General features: G+C 64.7%; 11 protein-coding genes and 1 riboswitch. Of the genes, 4 read left to right on the forward strand and 7 right to left on the reverse strand.

Features of this window, described 5'->3' with window-relative positions; genetic code table 11:
* Positions 1-8 precede the first annotated feature (8 nt).
* From fba to tkt, 5 genes are all read right to left on the reverse strand, one after another.
* The gene (gene fba, locus F462_RS05175) at positions 9-1,073 is read right to left on the reverse strand and encodes a class II fructose-bisphosphate aldolase (RefSeq protein WP_018142229.1); all 1,065 of its coding nucleotides are present in this window, start codon (positions 1,071-1,073) and stop codon (positions 9-11) included.
* A 78-nt stretch (positions 1,074-1,151) separates the two neighbouring features.
* Positions 1,152-2,582: a pyruvate kinase gene (gene pyk / locus F462_RS05180; RefSeq protein WP_038052131.1), complete on the reverse strand. Its 1,431-nt coding sequence runs from the start codon at positions 2,580-2,582 to the stop codon at positions 1,152-1,154.
* Positions 2,583-2,620: 38 nt separating this feature from the next.
* Entirely contained in the window at positions 2,621-3,799 is a 1,179-nt protein-coding gene (locus F462_RS05185) for a phosphoglycerate kinase (RefSeq protein ID WP_038052134.1), read from the reverse strand.
* A 138-nt stretch (positions 3,800-3,937) separates the two neighbouring features.
* Positions 3,938-4,936: a type I glyceraldehyde-3-phosphate dehydrogenase gene (gene gap / locus F462_RS05190; RefSeq protein WP_012983751.1), complete on the reverse strand. Its 999-nt coding sequence runs from the start codon at positions 4,934-4,936 to the stop codon at positions 3,938-3,940.
* A 41-nt stretch (positions 4,937-4,977) separates the two neighbouring features.
* Complete coding sequence (gene tkt / locus F462_RS05195) at positions 4,978-6,978, reverse strand: transketolase (protein WP_038052136.1); 2,001 nt, start codon at positions 6,976-6,978, stop codon at positions 4,978-4,980.
* A 406-nt stretch (positions 6,979-7,384) separates the two neighbouring features.
* Between tkt and metK the strand changes: the two genes are divergently transcribed.
* The 4 genes from metK (at position 7,385) to F462_RS05215 (ending at position 11,806) form a co-directional block, all read left to right on the forward strand.
* A complete protein-coding gene (metK, locus tag F462_RS05200; RefSeq protein ID WP_018142233.1) occupies positions 7,385-8,557 on the forward strand; it encodes a methionine adenosyltransferase in 1,173 nt (390 codons plus the stop codon).
* 33 nt (positions 8,558-8,590) lie between these two features.
* A riboswitch (S-adenosyl-L-homocysteine riboswitch) is annotated at positions 8,591-8,671 on the forward strand.
* Positions 8,672-8,690: 19 nt separating this feature from the next.
* Positions 8,691-10,103 carry an adenosylhomocysteinase gene (gene ahcY / locus F462_RS05205; protein WP_038052138.1) on the forward strand — a complete coding sequence of 471 codons (1,413 nt, stop codon included), beginning with the start codon at positions 8,691-8,693 and terminating at the stop codon, positions 10,101-10,103.
* Between the two features lie 95 nt (positions 10,104-10,198).
* Positions 10,199-11,053 carry a methylenetetrahydrofolate reductase [NAD(P)H] gene (gene metF / locus F462_RS05210; protein WP_018142235.1) on the forward strand — a complete coding sequence of 285 codons (855 nt, stop codon included), beginning with the start codon at positions 10,199-10,201 and terminating at the stop codon, positions 11,051-11,053.
* 6 nt (positions 11,054-11,059) lie between these two features.
* Positions 11,060-11,806, forward strand: coding sequence for a 16S rRNA (uracil(1498)-N(3))-methyltransferase (locus tag F462_RS05215; protein ID WP_038052139.1), 747 nt, complete (start codon positions 11,060-11,062; stop codon positions 11,804-11,806).
* Positions 11,807-11,848: 42 nt separating this feature from the next.
* Here F462_RS05215 and F462_RS05220 read toward each other — a convergent pair whose 3' ends face one another.
* Together F462_RS05220 and F462_RS05225 are read right to left on the reverse strand one after the other, a co-directional pair.
* Entirely contained in the window at positions 11,849-12,340 is a 492-nt protein-coding gene (locus F462_RS05220; protein ID WP_038052140.1) for a hypothetical protein, read from the reverse strand.
* Positions 12,337-17,937, reverse strand: coding sequence for a hybrid sensor histidine kinase/response regulator (locus tag F462_RS05225; protein ID WP_038052141.1), 5,601 nt, complete (start codon positions 17,935-17,937; stop codon positions 12,337-12,339). Before F462_RS05225 ends, F462_RS05220 begins: the two co-directional genes overlap by 4 nt.
* Between the last annotated feature and the right edge of the window lie 15 nt (positions 17,938-17,952).

Here is a 17,952-nt window from a genome sequence, read left to right on the forward strand (position 1 = left end):
CCGCAAGATCAGTTGACCTTGGGATCCAGCTCGCCAGACAGGTAACGCTTGACCATGTCGTCCAGGGAGATCGGCTTGATCTTGGACGCCATGCCGGCGCAACCGAAGGCCTCGTAACGGGCCTGGCAGATGTCCTTCATGGCCGCGGTGGAGGCCTTCAGGAATTTGCGCGGGTCGAATTCCTTCGGGTTCTCCGCCAGGAACTTGCGCACCGCACCGGTGGAGGCCATACGCAGGTCGGTGTCGATGTTGACCTTGCGCACGCCGTGCTTGATGCCTTCCTGGATCTCTTCAACCGGCACGCCATAGGTCTCGCCCATGTCGCCACCGTACTTGTTGATGATTTCCAGCCACTCCTGCGGAACGGAGGAGGAGCCGTGCATGACCAGATGGGTATCCGGGATGCGGTTGTGGATCTCCTTGATGCGCTGGATGGCCAGGATGTCACCGGTCGGCGGACGGGTGAACTTGTAGGCGCCGTGAGAGGTACCAATGGCGATCGCCAGGGCGTCGCACTTGGTGTTCTTCACGAAGTCGGCGGCCTCGTCCGGGTCGGTCAGCAGCTGGTCGTGGGACAGCTTGCCTTCGGCGCCGGAGCCGTCTTCCTCGCCGGCCATGCCGGTTTCCAGCGAACCCAGGCAGCCCAGCTCGCCTTCCACGGACACACCGCAGGCGTGGGCGATCTCGGAGACCTTGGCGGTCACGTCACGATTGTAGTCGTAGGTGGCCGGGGTCTTCATGTCGGGCATCAGGGAGCCGTCCATCATCACCGAGCTGAAGCCGGACTGGATGGAGCGCAGGCAGACCGCCGGCTCGGAGCCGTGGTCCTGGTGCAGCACGACCGGGATGTCCGGGTACTGCTCAATGGCGGCGATGATGTTGTGGCGCAGGAAGGGCTCGCCGGCGTACTTGCGGGCACCGGCGGAGGCCTGAATGATCACCGGGGAGTCGACCGCAGCGGCCGCTTCCATGATCGAGTGGACCTGCTCCATGTTGTTGGCGTTGTAAGCCGGCATGCCATAGCCATGCTCGGCGGCATGGTCCAGAAGCTGGCGAAGTGAGATCAGTGCCATGGATTCCTCCTTACAGGATTCGGACTGAGGTAGTAGAAAAGTCGATTCTCGGTTACACGACCGCCGGTGGTGCGCGGGTCAGGCCAGTTCGCCGACGCGCACGATCTTCATGGCGTTGGTCCCGCCATGTTCGCCCTGCAGGTCGCCCTTGGTAATGATAACCAGCCCGCCATCCTGCACGACGCCCTCGGCCTTGAGCAAGTTCACCGCCTCACGGTTCACGCTTTCATGGCTCTCGGGGATCGGGTCCAGGGTCACCGGATAGACGCCTCGGTAGAGCGTCATGCGGCGACTGGTCGACTCGTGCTGGGTGAGCGCGTAGATCGGGATACCGGAGCTGATACGCGACATCCACAATGCCGTGGAGCCGGATTCGGTCAGCGCGGCAATCGCGGCCACGTCCAGATGGTTGGCGGTATACATGGTGGCCATCGCGATGGCCTCGTCCACGCGACCGAAGGTCGAATCCATGCGGTGGTCGGACTGCCGCGCGGCGCGCTGCCGCTCCGCGGCCTCGCAGATCCGGTCCATGCTGGTCACGACGCGTGCCGGGTAGCGACCGGTCGCGGTCTCACCGGAGAGCATCACCGCGTCGGTTCCGTCCAGGACCGCGTTCGCGACATCGAAGACCTCGGCTCGGGTCGGGATCGGGTTCTGGATCATGGTCTCCATCATCTGGGTCGCGGTAATGACCAGACGATTGAGGGTGCGTGCACGGGTAATGAGGGTCTTCTGCACGCCCGGAAGCTCGGCGTCACCAATCTCCACGCCGAGATCGCCGCGGGCAATCATGATCACCTCGGAGGCGGCGATGATCTCGTCGATCACCTCGAGGGCCTCGGAACGCTCGATCTTGGCGCAGATGCCGGCTTCCCAGCCAGCATCCTTCAGCAGGCTGCGCGCAAGGTGCAGATCCTGGGCAGACCGTGGGAAGGATACGGCCAGATAGTCCACCTCCAACTCGGCCGCGAGACGGATATCGTCGCGGTCCTTGTCGGTGATCGCGGGGGCCGAGAGGCCGCCGCCCTGGCGGTTGATGCCCTTGTTATTGGACAGCTCGCCGCCGACTTCCACCGTGGTCTCGATCCGACCACCGTTGACCGCCGTAACCTTGAGCACGATGCGGCCGTCATCCAGCAGCAGGATGTCCTCCGGTTGCACGTCGGCCGGCAGCTCCTTGTAGGTCAGGCCGACCTGGGTCTCGTCTCCGGCGTTGCGGTCGAGATCGGCGTCCAGCGCAAAAGGCGCACCTTCTTCCAAGTATACCTTGCCCTGCTGGAAGCGGTCGATCCGGATCTTCGGCCCCTGCAGGTCGCCGAGCACGCCAACACAGCGGCCGGCGCGCTCGGACGCCGCACGCAGGCGCGCCAGGCGCTGGCGATGGTCATCCGGGTCACCATGTGAAAAGTTCAGCCGGACCACATCCACGCCCGCGCGGATGATGGCCTCCATGGCCTCGTCGGTATCCGTGGCCGGCCCGAGGGTGGCCACGATCTTGGTGCGTCTCATCCGCGTCGATCTCCGTCAGCGGTGGACGCGCCCGGGCCTCAGCCCTTGGCGCGCTCTTCCAGGATGGCGACGGCCGGCAGGGTCTTGCCTTCCAGGAACTCCAGGAAGGCACCGCCACCGGTGGAGATGTAGCTGATGCGATCGGCCAGGTTGTACTTGTCGATGGCGGCCAGGGTGTCACCACCACCAGCAATGGAGAAGGCGTTGCTCTCGGCGATCGCCTCACCAAGTGCCTTGGTGCCGCCGGCGAACTGGTCGAACTCGAACACGCCCACAGGGCCATTCCAGACGATGGTGCCGGCGTTGCGCAGGGCCTCGGCGTAGGTCGCCGCGGTCTCGGGGCCGACATCGAAGATCATGTCGTCGTCGGCAACGGCGTTCACGGCCTTGGTCTCGGCCGGGGTGGACTCGGAGAACTCCTTGCCTACGGTCACGTCGGTCGGGACCGGGATCTCGCCGCCCTTGGAACGGGCGGCCTCCATCAGGCGCTTGGATTCGTCGACCAGGTCCGCCTCATACAGGGACTTGCCCACTCCGTGGCCCTGGGCCGCGATGAAGGTATTGGCGATGCCACCACCCACGATCAGCTGATCGACGACGTTGGACAGCGACTCCAGCACGGTCAGCTTGGTCGAGACCTTGGAACCACCGACGATCGCCACCAGCGGGCGCTTCGGGGTCTCCAGCGCCTGACCAAGGGCCTCTAGCTCCTTGGCCAGCAGCGGACCGGCGCAGGCCTGCGGGGCGAATTTCGCCACACCGTGGGTCGAGGCCTGGGCGCGGTGGGCGGTACCGAAGGCGTCCATCACGAACACGTCGCACAGCGCGGCGTACTTCTTCGCCAGCGCCTCGTCGTCCTTTTTCTCGCCCGCGTTGAAGCGCACGTTCTCGAGCAGGATGACTTCACCCGGCTTCGCGTCCACTCCGTCGAGGTAATCCCGCACCAGGCGCACTTCGCGCCCGAGCAGACTGCCCATGTGCTCGGCAACCGGGGCCAGGGAGTCTTCTTCGGAGAATTCGCCCTCGGTCGGCCGGCCCAGGTGAGACATCAGCATCACGCTGGCGCCGCCTTCCAGGGCCTTCTGCACAGTCTCGAGGCTCGCGCGGATACGCGCGTCGGAGGTGACCTTGCCGCCCTTCACCGGGACGTTGAGATCCTGGCGCACCAACACACGGCGGCCCTGCAGGTCGAGATCGGTCATCTTGATGACAGACATGGGAGTACCTCTCGAAATACGGTTGAAAAGAAAGAAAAGGAAAAAGGCTTCGGGCTAGCCCCCGAAGGGACTGGCCCCAGGCCTCTGGACCCGGGAAGAGAAACGGCCGGACCCCGGCGGGGGCCCGGCCATCCGCCATTACTTGGCGACGTGCTCCACCATGCGCAGCATGTTGCAGGTGTAGCCGTACTCGTTGTCGTACCAGGCGACGACCTTCACGAAGGTCGGGTCCAGCTGGATGCCAGCGCCGGCGTCGAACACGGACGGGGCGGTGTAGCCACGGAAGTCCGTGGAGACCACCAGCTCGTCGGTGTAACCCAGCACGCCCTTGAGCTCGCCTTCGGAGGCCTTCTTCATGGCCGCGCAGACGTCGTCGTACTTGGCGTCGCCGTTCAGCTCTACGGTCAGGTCGACCACGGAGACGTCGGAGGTCGGCACCCGGAAGGCCATGCCGGTCAGCTTGCCGTTCAGTTCCGGCAGCACCTTGCCCACAGCCTTGGCCGCACCGGTGGAGGACGGGATGATGTTCTCCAGGATGCCGCGGCCGCCGCGCCAGTCCTTCATGGACGGGCCGTCAACCGTCTTCTGGGTCGCGGTGGCGGCGTGCACGGTGGTCATCAGGCCACGCTTGATGCCCCAGGTGTCGTTCAGCACCTTGGCCACCGGGGCCAGGGCGTTGGTGGTGCAGGAGGCGGCGGAGACCATGTTCTGGCCCGCGTAGTCGCCGTGGTTCACGCCATACACGAACATCGGGGTGTCGTCCTTGGACGGCGCGGACATCACGACCTTCTTGGCGCCAGCGTCCAGGTGCTTCTGGGCGGTCTCGGCGGTCAGGAACAGGCCGGTGGACTCGATCACGATGTCGGCGTTGATGTCGCCCCACTTCAGCGCGGCCGGGTCCTTCTCGGCGGTCAGGCGGATACGGTTGCCGTTCACCACCAGGTGATCGCCGTCGACGCTGATGTCGCCTTCGAAGCGGCCATGCACGGAGTCGTAACGCAGCATGTAGGCCAGGTATTCCGGATCCAGCAGGTCGTTGATGCCGACCACCTGGAGGTTCGGGAAGTCCTTGGCGATGGCGCGGAAGGCCATGCGACCGATGCGACCGAAGCCGTTGATACCAACCTTGATAGACATGGAAGTCTCCTCTCTATTGCTTATGCAGAATCAATTCGGGCTCAGCCCTTCATCACGTCACGCGCAACCTGGGCGACATTCCCCGGCTTGAAGCCGAAGTAGTCGAACAGGGCGCCACCCGGGGCGGACTCGCCGAAGCGATCCAGGCCAAACACCGCGCCGTCGAGGCCGGTGAACTTGTGCCAGGTGGCGGTTGCGCCGGCCTCGATGGCGACACGGGCGCGCACGGCGTTCGGCAGTACGGCCTCGCGGTAGGCCGGGTCTTGCTGCTCGAACAGCTCGACACAGGGCATGGACACCACGCGCACCTTCTTGCCTTCGCCGGCCAGCTCGTCGGCGGCCTGCACGGCCAGTTCGATCTCGGAACCGGTCGCGATGAAGATCAGGTCCGGGGTGCCGTCGCAGTCCTTCAGCACATAGCCGCCACGGGCGATGTTGGCAAGCTGCTCTCCATCGCGCTCCATATGCGGCAGACCCTGACGCGACAGGATGAAGGCCGACGGGCCGTCGGTCCGCTCGATACCGGCCTTCCAGGCAACCGCGGTCTCCACCGCATCGCAGGGACGCCAGACGTTCAGGTTCGGGATCAGACGCAGGCTCGGGGTCTGCTCGATCGGCTGGTGGGTCGGACCGTCTTCGCCCAGACCGATGGAGTCATGGGTCAACACGTACATGATCCGCTGCTTCATCAGCGCGGACATGCGGATGCCGTTACGGGCGTAGTCGGAGAAGATCAGGAAGGTGCCGCCGTAGGGGATGAACCCGCCGTGCAGGGCAATGCCGTTCATGATCGCGGCCATGCCGAATTCACGCACGCCGTAGTACACGTAGTTGCCCGCGGCGTCGTCCTTGCTGACGCCCTTGGAGCCGGAATACATGGTCAGGTTGGAACCGGCCAGGTCGGCGGAGCCGCCCAGCAGTTCCGGGACGGCCGGGGCCATGCCAGCGATCGCGTTCTGCGAGGCCTTGCGCGAAGCGACCTGCTCGGCCTTCTCGACGGTCTGCTTGATGTAGGCGTTGGCCTTCTCGCTCCAGTCGGCAGGCAGATCGCCCGCAATGCGGCGCTCGAACTCGGCGGCCAGTTCCGGATGCGCAGCCTTGTACGCGGCAAAACGCTCCTTCCACTCGGCCTCGGCCTTGGCGCCCTTGTCCTTGGCGCTCCAGCCGTCGTAGATGTCGCCGGGAATCTCGAACGGGGCGTGCTCCCAACCCAGTTCCTTGCGGGTCAGCGCGATCTCGTCATCGCCCAGGGCGGCACCGTGGCACTCTTCCTTGCCAGACTTGTTCGGCGAACCAAAGCCGATCACGGTGCGGCAGCAGATCAGGCTCGGCTTGTCACTGTGCTTGCGCGCCTCTTCGATGGCGGCCTTCACCGCATCCGCGTCGTGTCCGTCCACGCCGCGCACGACGTGCCAGCCATACGCCTCGAAACGGCCCGGGGTGTCGTCGGTAAACCAGCCTTCAACCTCGCCATCGATGGAGATGCCGTTGTCATCCCAGAAGGCGACCAGCTTGCCCAGGCCCAGGGTGCCGGCCAGGGCGCAGGTCTCGTGGGAGATCCCTTCCATCATGCAGCCGTCGCCGAGGAAGGCGTAGGTATTGTGGTCAACGATGTCGTGACCCGGCTGATTGAAGTGGGCCGCCATCATCTTCTCGGCCAGGGCCATGCCGATCGCGTTGGAGATGCCCTGGCCCAGCGGACCCGTGGTGGTCTCGACGCCGGCGGTGTAGCCATACTCGGGGTGACCCGGGGTCTGCGAGTGCAGCTGGCGGAACTGCTTGATCTCGTCCATCGGCAGGTCGTAGCCGGTCAGGTGCAGCAGCGAGTAGACCAGCATGGAACCGTGGCCGTTGGACATCACGAAGCGGTCGCGATCCGGCCAGCTCGGATTCGCCGGGTTGTGCTGCATATAGTCGTTCCACAGCACCTCGGCGATGTCCGCCATCCCCATCGGCGCACCCGGGTGACCGGAATTGGCCTTCTGGACCGCGTCCATCGACAAGGCGCGGACGGCGTTGGCAAGCTCTCTACGGGTCGGCATGCTGATCTCCTGCTCTAAAGTAGTGTTGGATTCGGCTGATGGCGGGCAGCGGCGCAGGGCGCCAGCGCGGCAGACCCGGACGAGTCGGCCGAACGAGGTAGTACCAGTACCTGCCGGCGCTCCAGGGGCGCGGCGTGCCCCGAGCAGCCTGCGGAAGCGCTCTCGTCTCCTGCCACATGAGCGCAGAGCGGGCAGCGCTTCCCATCAAAGGCGATGCATTTTGGCCACTTTCGAGCAGCGGGGCAAGTCGGCCCCAGACCGCGCCACGCTGCGGCCTTGCCGCTGGCGCAGGTCGCGATGCCCCCACCATTGCCGGGGAGGGGCTTAGAAAATTCCGGCGAGTCGCGTTACACTAGAGTTCGTTTTGCGCAAAACTAAATAGAACCGACCCAAAAGGAAACGCTTAATGTCCAACGACTACATCTTTACTTCGGAATCTGTCTCTGCCGGTCACCCCGACAAGATGGCCGACCTGGTGTCCGACACCATCGTCGACGCCATCATCGAGCAGGACCCGCACGCCCGTATCGCCTGTGAAACCGCCACCAAGACCGGCATGGTCATGCTGCTGGGCGAGATCACCACCGGCGCGCAGATCGACTACGAAAGCCTGGTGCGCGAGACCGTCTGCGAGATCGGCTACAACGACTCCGACGTCGGCTTCGACGGCAAGACCTGCGCCGTGCTGAACGTGCTTGGCGAACAGTCCAAGGACATCGCTCAGGGTGTGGACCGCGACGTCTCCGACCGCGCCACCCAGGGTGCCGGCGACCAGGGCCTGATGTTCGGTTACGCCGCGCGCGAGACCGATACCCTGATGCCTGCCCCGATCTTCTACGCCCACAAGATGGTGCGCATCCAGTCCGAACTGATGAAGAGCGGCAAGCTGCCGTGGCTGCGTCCGGACGCCAAGAGCCAGGTCTCCCTGCGCTACGAAGACGGCAAGCCGGCCGGCCTGGACGCGGTGGTCCTGTCCACCCAGCACAGCCCCGAGATCTCGCAGAAAGATCTTCAGGAAGCGATCTATGAAGAGATCTTCAAGAAGGTCCTGCCGACCGAGTGGCTGGGCAAGGTCTCCAAGGATCAGATTCACATCAACCCGACCGGCAAGTTCGAGATCGGCGGCCCGGTGGGCGACGCCGGCCTGACCGGCCGCAAGATCATCGTCGACACCTACGGCGGCATGGCCCGTCACGGTGGTGGCGCGTTCTCCGGCAAGGACCCGTCCAAGGTGGACCGCTCCGCCGCCTACGCCGGCCGCTACGTGGCCAAGAACATCGTCGCCGCCGGCCTGGCCGACAAGTGCGAGATCCAGGTCTCCTACGCCATCGGCGTGGCCGAGCCGACCTCGATCACCATCGACACCTTCGGCACCGGCAAGGTCGACGATCGCAAGATCGAAGGCTTCGTGCGCGACGTGTTTGATCTGCGTCCGTGGGGTCTGATCCAGATGATGGACCTGCTGCGCCCGATCTATAAGGCGACTGCCGCCTACGGTCACTTCGGTCGTGAGGACGTCGACCTCCCCTGGGAGCGCACCGACAAGGCCGAGGAACTTAAGAAGATGGCGGGCCTCTAAAAGCACCCGAAATTTGGTAAGCGAAATACCCATCCGGCTGAGGAGCGCTGCAGCGGCCCGACCGTCAGGCTCAGCTGGATGTCCCCTGAAAAATGCACACGGCGCTCATCCAGATAAACGGAGAAGTTAATCCATGAATGCTGTGATGAACGACAAGAAAACGACCGATTACGTCGTCAAGGACATTAACCTTGCCGAATTCGGCCGCAAGGAAATTGCGATCGCCGAGACCGAAATGCCTGGCCTGGTCCAGACTCGCGAAGAGTTCGCGGCCTCCAAGCCGCTGAAGGGCGCCAAGATTGCCGGCTCCCTGCACATGACCATCCAGACCGCGGTCCTGATCCAGACCCTGGAAGCCCTGGGCGCCGACGTGCGCTGGGCCTCCTGCAACATCTACTCCACCCAGGACCACGCCGCGGCCGCAATCGCCGACAACGGCACCCCGGTCTTCGCCGTGAAGGGCGAAACCCTGGAAGAGTACTGGGACTACTGCCACCGTATCTTTGAATTCGACGGCGGCGCCAACATGATCCTGGACGACGGTGGCGATGCCACGCTGCTCCTGCACATCGGCGCCAAGGCCGAGAAGGACCAGTCCGTCATCTCCAACCCGGACAACGAAGAAGAAGTCGCCCTGTTTGCCTCGATCAAGGATCGTCTGGCCAAGCAGCCGACCTGGTACTCCGAGCAGCTCGCCAAGATCCAGGGCGTGACCGAAGAGACCACCACCGGTGTCCATCGCCTGTACCAGATGGCGAAAGACGGCGAACTGGCCTTCCCGGCGATCAACGTCAATGACTCGGTCACCAAGTCCAAGTTTGACAACCTGTACGGCTGCCGCGAGTCCACCGTGGACTCCATCAAGCGCGCCACCGACGTGATGATCGCGGGCAAGATCGCCGTGGTCTGCGGCTACGGTGACGTCGGCAAGGGTGCCGCCCAGTCGCTGGCCGGCCTTGGTGCCACCGTGTGGATCACCGAGATCGACCCGATCTGCGCCCTGCAGGCCGCCATGGAAGGCTTCCGTGTGGTCACGATGGAAGAAGCGGCCGACAAGGCCGAGATCTTCGTTACCGCCACCGGTAACAAGGACGTGATCACCGAAGATCACATGACCCGCATGAAGAACCAGGCCATCGTCTGCAACATCGGTCACTTCGACTCCGAGATCGCCGTGGCCGCGATGCGCAAGTACGAGTGGGAGAACATCAAGCCGCAGGTTGACCACATCATCCTGCCGAACGGCAACCGGATCATCATGCTGGCCGAAGGCCGTCTGGTGAACCTGGGCTGCGGTACCGGTCATCCGAGCTTCGTGATGTCCAACTCCTTCACCAACCAGACCCTGGCTCAGATCGAGCTGTGGACCAAGGGTGACGAGTACGACAAGAACGTCTTCGTGCTGCCGAAGCACCTGGACGAGAAGGTCGCGCAGCTGCACCTGAAGAAGCTGGGTGCCAACCTGACCCGTCTGACCGACGATCAGGCCAAGTACCTGGGTATGTCGGCGGATGGCCCGTTCAAGCCGGAACACTACCGCTACTGATCGGCCAGCCTCACATTTCAATTCGTTGCTAATGTGAACGCCGAGGCGGGCCGCATGTTCGTGCGGCCCGCCTTCTTTTTGTCTGGAGGACAAACATGTCTACACAAGAACGCGTCTACAGCGTTGAATTCTTCCCGCCCAAGGACGAGGCCGGGGCCGAACGGCTGGCCAAGGCCCGCAAGCGCCTGGGCGCCCTGAATCCCGAGTTCTATTCCGTCACCTTCGGCGCCGGGGGCTCCACCCGCGACCGCACCCTGGAGACGGTCAAGGACATCATCGACCACGACGGCATTCCGGCCGCCCCGCACGTCTCCTGCATCTCCTCATCCAAGGACGAGCTGCGCGACCTGCTGTCGACCTATCGCGACATCGGTGTGAAACGCATCGTCGCCCTGCGCGGTGACCTGCCGTCCGGCACCAGCCGCGCCAGCGGTGACTTCCGCTACGCCTCGGAGCTCGTCGAGTTCGTGCGCGCCGAGTTCGGCAACCAGTTCAAGATCGAGGTGGCGGCCTATCCGGAGTTCCATCCACAGGCACCCAATGCCGAGAAGGACCTCGAGAATTTCAAGACCAAGGTGGACGCCGGCGCCGACGCCGCAATCACCCAGTACTTCTATAATGTGGATGCCTACGTGGCCTTCATGGAACGGGTGCAGAAGATGGGCATCGATATCCCGATCATCGCCGGGATCATGCCGATCACCAATTACACCCAGATCGTGCGCTTCTCCGAGATGTGCGGGGCCGAGATCCCGCGCTACATCCGCAAGCGGATGGAGGCCTACGGTGATGACAAGGAGTCGATCCGCAAGCTCGGCATCGAGCTCGCCACGCGGCTGACCGACGACCTTCTGGCGAAGGGCGCCCCGGGTATCCACTTCTATTCGATGAACCAGGCCGGACCGACCGAACAGATCTGGAAGGCCCTGGACCTCAACAATCGGAAGTAGAGTGATATGCGCTGCCCCCGGCTACTGCTTGAAAACGAGGCACTGGCCGCGGGGCAGTCCTTCCCCGCTTCGCAAGATCGACTGCACTACGCCACTACGGTCCTGCGCCTGAAAAGCGGTGCCCCTTGCCGCGTTTTCGACGGCCACGGCAACGAGTTCGAGGCCACACTCGAACTAACCGATCGTCGCCACGGCACCTTCCATCTCGGCCCGCGTGCCGCCGACCCTAGCCACCCCGCCTTTCCTGTGCATCTGCTTCAGGGCGTCGCCCGTGGGGATCACATGGACCTCGCCATTCAGAAGGCCGTGGAGCTGGGCGTGCAATCCATTCGGCCGGTGCTCTGTGAGCGTTCGCGGTCGGCCGCCGCCCACAAGGGCCTGCAGAAACGCCAGCGCCACTGGCGCGGCATCCTGCAAGCTGCGGCAGAACAGTGTGGCCGGAACGAATTGCCGCAGTTGCATGAGGCAGCGGAACCAGGGGTCGCCCTCGCGGGCCTTACCGACGGGGTTCGCATTCTCGCAGAAGAGGGTGGACCGGGACTGGAAAGCCGCCTCGCAGCGCTCGAATCGGCGCCTCAATCCATCGCGCTGTATATCGGACCGGAGGGAGGACTCACGCCCGAGGAACACGAGCAGGCCCAGGCGAGCGGCTTTCTTGGCGTGGGGATGGGGCCGCGAACCTTGCGCACCGAGACAGCGACGATCGCCCTGATCACGCTGGTTCAGGCGCGCCTTGGCGACCTCCAGGGATAGTGGAACACCCGCACGACCTGACCGCGTTACGTACCCCGAAGATCAGGCCGGCTGCGTCTCGACGAGCTCCAGCAGACGCTGCTCCAGGGTATCCAGCCGCATCAAGTGGGTCGTCACGCCGGAGGCCTTGACCCGCCAGGACCAGGGCGTCGCTTCGGCATCTTCAAGGGCGTAGATGTTCTGTGGGGTGATCTGCACCGGATGCGGGGTCCCCCGCACCTCCAACGCGTAGAAGGGCAGGTGATCCGGCTGCATCACCGCCTGCATGACCAGCAAACGGCTAAACCGGGCCCGATCCACGCCACTGTCACGCTCCGAGTCCAGCAACTGGTTCACGTTGACCACCGGCACCCGCACATCCTGCCAAACCAGGCTTGGCTCCAGCCACGGGATGTCCGAGTGCTCCGAAGCTTGCTCCACCGCACCGGTACGCGTCGTCACCTCAAGGAAGGCACTGCGCGGCAACAGGATGGACCCGGTGTCCAGCTGAACGATCACGGCCTCGACCGCTCCGGTCTGCCCTTCCTCGCTCATGCCAGCACCTCATGCAGTTGCTCGCGGATCGCGTTCAGCAGGTCATTTTCCAGATAGGGCTTGCCGAGGTAGCCATTGACCCCAAGACGGTTTGCCCGCTCGCGGTGCTTGGTTCCGCTACGCGAGGTAATCATGATGATCGGCACCTGCCCGAAATCCGGATGGTCACGCACATGGGAGGCAAACTCGAAGCCGTCCATGCGCGGCATCTCGACGTCCAGCAGGATCAGCTGCGGCCGCCGCTCGTCGAGCAGGCTGATCGCGTCAAGGCCGTCGCGGGCAGTGACCACATCGTAGCCATGACGACTTAGCAGGCGGGCCGTGACCTTGCGGATGGTGATCGAATCGTCCACCACCATGATGCGCTTGACGCTATGGGTCTCGATCACCGGCTGCGCCGCCTCCGGCAGCGACGCCGCTGCAGCCGCGAAGCGCACCAGCATACTGAGATCCAGGATCAACATCACCGAACCATCGCCCTGCAGTGTGGCACCGGCCACGCCCGGGATACGGCTCAATACCGGTCCCACAGACTTCACCACGACTTCCTGGCTACCCAGCAGGCCATCAATGCGCAGGGCAACGCGCTGATCATCCGCTCGCACGAGCAGCAGCGGGAACGGGTGCTCCGGGAAATGCTCGACGCCGGCCTGGCTCTCGACGCCCATCAGGTCGCCGAGGCCACGGACCTGATAGTCCTGTCCAATATAGTTGTACGTCGCCTCGCCGTCGCGCCGATCGATTTCTTCGGCTCGAGCCCGGACCACGCCCTCCACCGAGGCCATCGGGACCGCAAAGGTCTCCTCGCCCACCTGCACCAAAAGGGCCTGAGAAATGGCCAGGGTAAACGGCAAACGCATGGTAAAGCGGGAGCCCTTTCCAGGTGTCGACTGGATGTCGAGCGTCCCACCCAGCTGCTTTACATCACTGTTCACCACATCCAGACCCACACCACGGCCCGCGACATGCGAGACCTCGGCGGCCGTGGAGAATCCGGATTGCAGGATGAGCTGCAACGCCTGGGGATCGCTCACCTCGGCATCGGCCGCAATGAGTCCACGCTCCACGGCACGGGCACGAATGGCCTCGGCGTCGATGCCCTTGCCATCGTCGGTGACCTGCAACCGGATCTCGCTTCCGGACTGTTCCAGGCTGACGTCGATTTGTCCCTGCGCGGGCTTTCCGGCCTGCTCGCGTTCAGCCGGCGACTCGAGGCCGTGCGCAATCGCGTTGCGCAACAGGTGTTCCAGCGGCGACACCAGCCGTTCCAGCAAGGCGCGGTCGAGCTCGGCGCCCTGCCCGGTAAATTCCACACGCACGGGCTTGTCCAGGTCTTCCCCCGCCTGCCGCACGACTCGACGTAGACGCGGCGCCATGCGGGCGAAACGGACCATGCGCTGACGCATCAGCTGATCCTGGAGATCCGTACCCACCCGCCGCTGCTGCAACAAGATGCCACCGGCATTCTGCAGCTCGTCGCCCACTTCCTGCTTAAGGGCCTCGAGGTCACTGACACTCTCCGCCAGCGCGCGCGAGAGTTGCTGAATGCCGGAATATCGGTCCATCTCCAGCGGGTCGAAGTCCAGGGCCTCTTCGCCACTCTCTTCTTCCACCCGGAACAGGATTTGCGCCTCGGTCTCGATCTCGAGCTTGCGCAGCTGGTCACGCAAGCGGGCGATGGTGCGCTCCAGCTCGTCGACCTGACCTTCGACGCGCCCGACGGTCTGTTCGAAGCGCCGATGGAAGGTCGCCAGCTCACCGGCATTGTTCACCAGGCTGTCCAGCACCTCGGCATCCATGCGGACCTGGTCCTGGATGCGGCGCCCTTCTGCCTCGGGCGCCTCGTGGGTACGCTGATCCCCAGCGGCACTCGGCACCTGCGTCGGCCGCGCATCCTCATCCCCGGTATCGCTCGCCACCGGATCTTCAAATTCGGCCGCTGTCCCCGACGGCACATCCGACTCGGCGTCGGCCCCTTCGGCGGACTCTCCGGCCGCCCAGGCCCGGAGGGCCGGCAGTGATTCACTGGCAGACTCGTCCATCTGCCATGCCCCCACGCCCCGTTCAACCAGATGCTGGACGTCGGTCAGGGCACGTTCGGCGAGCTGGAAGAAACCGTCGCGGGGTTCCAGACCGGTCTCGGTCTCGACGCTCAGCGCGCTCTCCAGCGCATGCGCAACGGACCCGACCACGGTGAAGCCGGCCATGCGGGCACTGCCCTTCAAGGTATGCAGTTCGCGCTGGAAGGTGTTCTGGTCGGGTCCGGGGCGGCCACCGGCTTCGCGCCAGCCACCCAGGGCGGCAAAGGCCGCCTCGAGGATATCGCGGGCCTCCTCGATGAAGACCTCGGCAAACTCCCAGTCAATCTCGAACTCTGCCTCGGCGGCTGGCGTAGCCGGCTCGTCGCCGGCGAAACCGGGTCCCGCGAATTCCGGCGCATCCTCTTCGCCCGCATCCTCCTCGGCCCGCAACAACTGTTCGGCCGTCGCATGATCCAGCAAGGAATAGACCTCGGGCGCCCAAGGGGGTGGGTCCATCACCTTGCGTGGATCGGGCTCCTCGTCCCCCACCGCGTCGGCCACGTAGCCTTCCAACTGCCGCAACAGCTCGATGGCCTGGGTGGGCAATGCCCACTCCATGTCACGATGGATGCGGATCAGGCGCTCAAACGGCCCACAAACCGAGTAGATCCCCCGAATGTCGGCCGTCCGCGCGCTCCCGTTCAGGGTATGCAGCGCGCGCTCCAGATCGTGATTCGGAATCCGGTCCGGCCGCCACTGGGACTCGTCCAGCCAGCCCCGTAGCGTGAGCAGATGAACCTGCGCCTCGGCCGAGAAGACCTGCCACAGCTGCGGGTCCGTTTCCATGCGGGCGATTTCGGACTCGGGCTCCCCCGTGTCGACGGCCCCGACGGCTGCGAGTGACTCCTCATCGAGATCAGCCGGTTCGTCGCCGACCTCGATCCCGGCGGTCGCGAGCTCTTCCAGCTCTTCGCTCAGCACCTCTTCATTGGTGTCGAGCGCATCAGCCGGGAGCTCAAGGTCTTCGAGGTCCAATGGGGAGGCAGCTACCTCTTCGGACTCGGACGCCTCTTCCGGTGGCAAGTCCGGCACGAAGGCGCCCGTTTCCTGCAGGAAAGAGTCGGCAGCCGCCTCCTCCGCGATCTCCGTCGCTTCGGTGGGCTCGGCAGGCTCTGGTGCATCGAGCCCATCAAGGGTGCGCGCCAAGGCCAGGAAATCTTCTTCCGCCCCTGGTGGTGCGAAACGCTCGGCGGCGGCGTCATCCTCGGGCTCGGCGTCGGTGGCCACGTCACCACTGGCTAGGGCCCGGAGTCGCAACGCGATATCCAGCACCGGGGTATCCGGACCGGTATCGTCACGGACCTCGGTCACCAAGCCGGGCAGGACGCCAATGGCATCCTCGATCACCTGCAGGGTTGCGTGATCCGCTTCGTGGCCCGAGTCCAACAACCGGTTCAGGAAGGACTCGAGCGCCCAGGCAAACTCCCCCAAGCGCAGGGCGCCGGCGAGACGGCCGGATCCCTTTAGCGTATGGAACGACCGCCGAATGACCGAAAGGGTCTCCAAGTCGGCCGGATTGGTCTGCCAGCGCGGGAAGTGCTCGCCCAGGCTCGCCACCTCCTCGTCCGCTTCCTCGAGGAAGATCTCCAGGATCTCCGGGTCCACATCCGGGCCACGAACCTGCTCCGCCAGCACGGTGTCATCGAATGGGAGCGAATCGCGCCCACCCGCCGGAACCGGGCTGGAGGTAGCAGCCACGTCGTACAAACCCTGCTCATGCGCCGCGTCGTCCGCAGCCTCTTCCGGCGCCCCGGCATCGAGCGGGGCATCAAGCCCGGCATCCAGTGCCGACGCGGAGCCAACATCGTGGTCGTCGGCTGCCGCAAGGTCCTGCAGCGGTTCCCCTTCAGCCTCGGAGTCACCACCGGAGATGGCGCCGATCCGCTGCAGCGCTGCAATCCCACGCTCGTGGACACTGTCCAGTTCGCGCCACGGCTGACCGGATGACTCCAGCGCCACTTCGATACTGCTGAGCACCTCGGCCAGGGCTTCAATCTCGCCCGCATCCAGCTCGGTCGCAGCCATGCCAACACGGGAATCGAGATGTCGAATCAGCGGGCCAAGAAGGGCGTGCAGGGCCTCGAAGCCCGACATCGACATCGCCCCCTCGATACGGCGCAGACCCTCTCGGGCCTCGTCAAGGCCATCACCCGAGGTCTCCGGACCTGCGTCGAGGAACCCGAGAAACAGGTCACGAACCCGGCGGACGTCAACCAAGGCCTCCTTGTACACCGCCACCGCCAGGGCACGATCAAACTCGGCTTGAGGCGTGGGGCTTGTGCTCTTGCGACGCAGACCCGATTCCAACAGGGATTCCAGGGCCAGGAGGTGCTCCGCCAGCACCATGTCGACCTGTTCGTCCGCCTCGCCGGCACGCTCAGGAGTCAGTGAGGCCGCCAGGGCATCCGTGTGGTCCTGTCCGGAATCCAGGCCCAGCAGACTGAGGGTCGAGCCGATCCTTTCAACCTGTTCACGCAGGTTATCGAGGTCCTCGGCCCCCCGGACGGGTGAGCGCATCAGGACATCAAGGCGCTCGCGCACCTCGGCAAGATCGTCTTCCAAGGCCTGACGCAGGTTGTCGTAAACCGAACGCCCGACACCACTCTCCTCGTCGAGATTCAGGCTATCCAGCCCGAACACCTCGCGCACGGCCAGGGTCTGCTCACCTTCCGAGGTCGCACAGGCCACGTGGAACAAAAGCGTCTTGACCAGCGCGGCCGGGGCCTCGTATTCGGGCTCGGACCCGTCACCGGACGACTCAACGTGAGCAATCAAAACACTGAGGTAACGACCCAGCTCGCGATCAATCCGGCCGATCAGTCGACGCACGTCGGTATCGGCTTCGACCCCGCCCTGGGCGATGGCTTCGAGCACGGCACCCGCCACCCAGAACAGGCGGCGGGCCTCGCCCGCCGGAACCGCTTCCTCGACCACACGAGCGGTCTCCTGCAAGCGCCCAGCCGGCGTGGTCGCATCGTCACCTCGCACAAGTTCCAGCAGTTCGCGCTGGAAACGGCGTCGCGCCTGTTGCAGTACCGGCACTCGGGCGACCGGCTCCAGCACCTCGTCGCCGGAGCCCACGCGGGCATCATCCACCGATTGTGGGTCCGGCATCAACGCCGCCACATCCAGCAGTAACGAGGCGCCACGGCTGCTGCGAAGCTCGTTCAGCAGCGGTACGAGGATCATCGGCGAGGGCAGTTCGCCATCGCCCTCGTTCTCGAGATAATCCGGGAGTTGCAGCGCGGCCCGCAGTAGCGGCTCGGTCGCCGCCACGTTCGGCTCGTCCGCCTGTTCGAGCTGTTCCAGGACCTGCAGCATCTCGTCGCAGATCAGGACCACGCTCTCGACCTGGACCATGACCAGGGTATTGCGGATCTGCTCGACCCGGCTGCGGGCCTCGGCCAGACAATCGCCGCAGGACGGGTCGTCCGAGTACCGCCGCAATGCGTCCTGGACCTCGACAAACAGCTTGTCGAGTTCGTCACGGACCCAGTTCAGTGCGCTGGATGCCATCGGGTCGGCCCGCCG

The organism is Thioalkalivibrio sp. ALJ1 (genome assembly GCF_000745395.1).
Classification (GTDB): domain Bacteria; phylum Pseudomonadota; class Gammaproteobacteria; order Ectothiorhodospirales; family Ectothiorhodospiraceae; genus Thioalkalivibrio.